Origin of the sequence: Xanthomonas cannabis pv. cannabis (assembly GCF_000802365.1) — a bacterium.
GTDB lineage: Bacteria > Pseudomonadota > Gammaproteobacteria > Xanthomonadales > Xanthomonadaceae > Xanthomonas > Xanthomonas cannabis.
The window spans coordinates 1-4947 of sequence record NZ_JSZE01000179.1; the positions used below are offsets into that span (position 1 = coordinate 1).

5 protein-coding genes are annotated in these 4947 nt (G+C 66.6%); all 5 read left to right on the forward strand.

From position 1 onward, the window contains the following. Positions 1-325: DUF1349 domain-containing protein (locus OZ10_RS19560; protein WP_039566717.1), on the forward strand; the 325-nt coding region annotated here is incomplete at its 5' end. 141 nt (positions 326-466) lie between these two features. Continuing rightward, complete coding sequence (locus OZ10_RS19565; protein ID WP_029218312.1) at positions 467-1525, forward strand: LacI family DNA-binding transcriptional regulator; 1059 nt, start codon at positions 467-469, stop codon at positions 1523-1525. 710 nt (positions 1526-2235) lie between these two features. Beyond that, a complete protein-coding gene (gene kduI, locus OZ10_RS19570; RefSeq protein WP_039407053.1) occupies positions 2236-3090 on the forward strand; it encodes a 5-dehydro-4-deoxy-D-glucuronate isomerase in 855 nt (284 codons plus the stop codon). Positions 3091-3235: 145 nt separating this feature from the next. Then, positions 3236-3991 (forward strand): 2-dehydro-3-deoxy-D-gluconate 5-dehydrogenase KduD, encoded by a 756-nt coding sequence (kduD, locus tag OZ10_RS19575; protein ID WP_039407056.1) that lies wholly within the window; start codon positions 3236-3238, stop codon positions 3989-3991. 235 nt (positions 3992-4226) lie between these two features. Then, positions 4227-4889 (forward strand): RpiB/LacA/LacB family sugar-phosphate isomerase, encoded by a 663-nt coding sequence (locus tag OZ10_RS19580; protein ID WP_039566719.1) that lies wholly within the window; start codon positions 4227-4229, stop codon positions 4887-4889. The last annotated feature ends 58 nt before the right edge of the window (positions 4890-4947 follow it).

The window sequence follows — 4947 nt, forward strand, 5'->3', positions numbered from 1 at the left end:
GTTCTACAGCGACAAGCTCTATGCCGGCGTAGGCAGTAATGGCGAAAACTTCGTCATGCACCGCTACGGCGAAGAACGCCCCGGCACGCTGGCGCCCAGTGCTACCGGTGGCAGCTTGTGGCTGCGGGTCACCAACAACCGCCACATCGTCACCATCCACAGCAGCACCGACGGCAAGACGTGGACCAAGTACCCGGTGCAGATGGAGGTGTCCGGCTACCACCACAACGTGGCCGGCAAGTTCCTGGCCTTGAAACCGGCGCTGTATGCCGCAGGCCCCGGCCAGGTGGAGTTCCGCAACTTCCGCTACCGCGCCCTGGACTGACCGTTCTGCGTCGTCGGGCATGCCGCGGCGAGGCCTGCCGCGACAGGCCCTGCATGGCGGGTCTGCGCTCTCGGCAGGCTGCGCTCAGGTCTGCCGGCCCTGTGGCCGGTAGAATCCAATCAACTTCAACGGTTGACCGCTATGCCCGCCCGCAAGATGCCTGAAGAGGGAATGCCCGGCCTGCCGAAGGGCAAGGTAGCCACGATCAACGACATCGCCCGCATGTCGGGCGTGTCCAAGAAGACCGTGTCGCGGATCATCAACAACTCGCCGCTGGTGCGGCAGGACACCCGCGAGAAGGTCGAGGCGCTGATGCGCGAGGTCGGCTACGCGCCGGACCCGCTGGCGCGCGGGCTGGCGTTCCGGCGCTCGTTCCTGATCGGCATGGTCTACGACAACCCCACCGCCCAGTACATCGTGGACATGCAATACGGCGCGCTGGACGCGCTGCGCGGCTCCAGCTTCGAGCTGGTGGTGCACCCCTGCGACAGCCGCAGCCCCGGCTACATCGAGGGCGTGCGCCGCTTTGCGCAGGCGCAGAAGTTGCACGGGGTGATCCTGGTGCCGCGCGCTTCCGAAGACCAGGCGCTGGCCGACATGCTGGCCGAAATCGGCTGCCGCTATACCCGCATCGCCTCGATTGCGCTGGACGCCACCTCGCAGACGGTGATCACCCACGATCGCGACGGCGCCGCCGAGGCTGCCGATTACCTGCTCTCGCTCGGCCACCGTGACATCGCCCTGGTCACCGGCCCCAGCGCCTACCGCTCCTCGATCGAACGCACCTCGGGCTTTGCCGATGCACTGACCCGGCGCGGCATCGAACTGCCGCCCGAGCGCATCGTGGAAGCCGGCTACACCTTCGAATCCGGCGTGGCCGCGGCCGAAAAGCTGCTGCTGGGCAAGAAGCGCCCCACCGCCATCTTCACCGGTAACGATGAAATGGCCGCCGGTATCTATAAGGTCGCCCTGCGCGCCGGCATCAGCATCCCGCGCCAGCTCTCGGTGATCGGCTACGACGACAGCTCGCTGGCCTCGCGCCTGTGGCCACCGCTGACCTCGGTGCGCCGCCACACCCGCGACACCGGCCGCACTGCCGCCGCGATGCTGATCCAGCCGGACAACGCCCCGCAACTGCCCACCGCCAGCGTGCGCCCGCACCTGATCGTGCGCGACTCCTGCCAACCGCCGGAAGATTGAGCGCCTCGCGCCGCGACCCCTCGCGGTGCTGGCCTTCCGCTCCACTTTGCGGGACGGAGCCCGTCAAGGCGAGAACAGCAGCCTTGGTCGGCCCACGGCGGCCCCCATCCGCCCTTCGGGCACCTTCCCCCGCAGGCGGGGGAAGGCAGTCCGCCGATCACTGCGACAAAGCCCCTCTCCCTGCGGAGCGCTCAAAGCCCCTTTCCCTGCGGGAGAGGGGTTGGGGTGAGGGTAAGGCGGCAGACAGCCATCCAAAAAAGCCAAGCCGTAACCCTTGGTGGAAGGTCCACATAAGCCTCTGCCCGACCACCAAACCGCGCACCCAAACACCACGCGCAGACTCGTACCCTCATCCGGCGCTACGCGCCACCTTCTCCCGACGGGAGAAGGGGTGGAAAGCCCCTCTCCCTGCGGGAGAGGGGTTGGGGTGAGGGTACGGCGGCAGACAGCCATCCAAAAAAGCCAAGCCGTAAGCCTTGGTAGGAGGTCCACATAAGCCTCTGCCCGACCAACCAAACCGCGCACCCGAACACCATACGCAGACTCGTACCCTCATCCGGCGCTACGCGCCACCTTCTCCCGACGGGAGAAGGGCAAGCCGGCGCACGGCTCAACCTCCATCTTGCACTGCGCAATGACACCGGTTAACCAGAGCCGGTAGACTACCCCGGTGCAAGCCCTCTTTCCCCCGCTTGCCCCGGAGATCGCGCATGTCCCTGTACTGCAAGACCCACTACGCCACCCACCCGGACGCCATCAAGGGCGCCAGCAACGACGACCTGCGCGAGCTGTACCTGCTCGACGGCCTGTTCGTCGACGGTGCGGTGACCCTCAAATACACCCACTACGAGCGCTTCGTGCTCGGTGGCGCCGCACCCCTGGGCACCGTGCTGGAGCTGCCCAAGCAGACCGAGCCGGCGTCGGCCGCAGGTCATGCCTTCCTGGAGCGCCGCGAGCTGGGCGTGATCAACGTCGGCGCGGGCGCCGGCACCGTGACCGTGGACGGCACCGCCTACACGCTGGGGCCGAAGGACGGCCTGTACGTGGCGATGGGCAGTACCGATGTCAGCTTCGCCTCGGACGATGCCGCCAACCCGGCCAAGTTCTACCTGGCCTCGACACCGGCGCATGCGCGCTTCGAGACCAAGCAGCTGTCGATCAAGGATGCGGTGGCGCTGGACCGTGGCGCGCTGAAAACCAGCAACGAGCGCACCATCTACCAGTACATCGTGCCGGCCACCTGCCAGTCCTCGCAGCTGCTGCTGGGGCTGACCGTGCTCAAGCCGGGCAGCGTCTGGAACACCATGCCGCCGCATCTGCACGACCGCCGCAGCGAGGTGTATTTCTATTTCGACCTTGGCGCCAACGACCGCGTGTACCACTTCATGGGCGAGCCCGACGCGCAGCGCCACATCGTGATCCAGAACAACGAAGCAGTGGTGTCGCCGCCGTGGTCCATCCACATGGGCGCCGGCACCAGCAATTACGCCTTCATCTGGGCGATGGGCGGCGAAAACCTGGATTACACCGACATGCATGTGCTGGACATCTGCCAGCTCAAGTAAGCCCACGTTTCAGCAAGGCCGGCACCACGGCGTCGCCTCGGTCGCGCTAGGCGCCGGCACTGCACCCGTTTGAACAATGCAATCGGCCGCGCATCGCGCGGTTCACTCACCACATCACGGCATATCCAGCAGGAGCGACAAGGTAATGAGCAATCCGTTCAGTCTCGAAGGCAAGGTCGCACTGGTCACCGGTGCCAACACGGGCTTGGGCCAGGGCATCGCGCTGGCACTGGCGCAGGCCGGCGCCGACATCGCCGCCGCCGGCATCCAGGCGCCCACCGAGACCGAACAGAAGGTCAAGGCGCTGGGCCGCCGCTTCCTCGCCATCGAAGCCAACCTGATCAGCATCGAGCCGGTGCAGCGCATCGTCGACGAGACCATCGCCGGGCTGGGCGGGCTGGACATCCTGGTCAACAACGCCGGCCTGATCCGCCGCACCGACGCGGTCGATTTCAGCGAGCAGGATTGGGACGACGTGCTCAACGTCAACCTGAAGTCGGCGTTCTTCATGGCGCAGGCCGCCGGCCGCCACTTCATCGCCCAGGGCCGCGGCAAGATCATCAACATCGCCTCGATGCTGTCGTTCCAGGGCGGCATCCGGGTGCCGTCCTACACTGCCAGCAAGTCCGGCATTGCCGGCATCACCCGCCTGCTCGCCAACGAATGGGCCAGCAAGGGCGTGACCACCAATGCCATCGCGCCGGGCTATATGGCCACCGACAACACCGCGCAGCTGCGTGCCGACCAGGATCGCAACAAGGCCATCCTCGATCGCATCCCGGCCGCGCGCTGGGGCGAGCCGTCCGACCTTGGCGGCACTGCCGTGTTCCTGGCCAGCAGTGCCTCGGATTACGTCAACGGCGCCATCATCCCGGTCGACGGCGGCTGGCTGGCACGCTGATCCAGATCGCACGGCGATGGCGCGCACCGTCCAGCGCGCGCCGCCGCCGCCCCTGGTGCTGCTGCGATGTGGTGTCCTTCTCCCGCCTGCGGGAGAAGGTGCCCGAAGGGCGGATGAGGGCAGCCCTCGCCTGCCAACGCCCCGGACGGGCAGCGCAACCGAAAACGCCTCGCGGCAGCACCATTGCCTTCATCTTTTTCCGAACCACTCTTCCCCAACCAATCGGAGCATTCCCATGAAAATCGCACTCATGAACGAGTTTAGCCAGGCCGCCAAGAACCCGGTGATCCTGCAGCAGCTCAACGACGTCGCCAGCGAGCAGGGCCACAGCGTGTTCAACGTCGGCATGGACGGCGACAACGATCACCGCCTGACCTACATCCACCTGGGCATCGTCGCCAGCCTGCTGCTGAACTCCAAAGCGGTGGACTTCGTGGTCGCCGGCTGCGGCACCGGCCAGGGCGCCATGATGTCGCTCAACGCGCACCCGGGCGTGTTCTGCGGCTACTGCATCGAGCCGACCGACGCCTACCTGTTCGCGCAGGTCAACAACGGCAACGCGCTGTCGCTGGCATTCGCCAAGGGCTACGGCTGGGGCGCGGAAATCAACGTGCGCTACATCTTCGAAAAGGCCTTCAGCGGCGAGCGCGGCCTGGGCTACCCGGCCGAACGTCGCGAATCGCAGGCCGCCAACGCCGGCATCCTGACCCAGGTCAAGCAGGCCACCGCCAAGTCCTACCTCGACGGCCTGCGCGCCATCGACCCGGAGCTGATCAAGCAGGCCATCGGCGGCGAGCGTTTCCAGCAGTGCTTCTTCGACAACGCCCAGGATGCGGAAATCCGCAACTTCGTCGCCGGTGTACTGGGCAAGCCCGAAGCTGCAGCTGCCGCCGCGTAACTAGCAAACGCGCTTGAGCCCCTCTCCCGCCGGGGCGAGAAGGTACCGCTTGCGCGCC

Bases quoted from the DNA above. Each gene is read 5' to 3' on its own strand.
- OZ10_RS19565 (WP_029218312.1), top strand. From the start codon at position 467: ATGCCCGCCCGCAAGATGCCTGAAGAGGGAATGCCCGGCCTGCCGAAG.
- kduI (WP_039407053.1), top strand. From the start codon at position 2,236: ATGTCCCTGTACTGCAAGACCCACTACGCCACCCACCCGGACGCCATC.
- kduD (WP_039407056.1), top strand. From the start codon at position 3,236: ATGAGCAATCCGTTCAGTCTCGAAGGCAAGGTCGCACTGGTCACCGGT.
- OZ10_RS19580 (WP_039566719.1), top strand. From the start codon at position 4,227: ATGAAAATCGCACTCATGAACGAGTTTAGCCAGGCCGCCAAGAACCCG.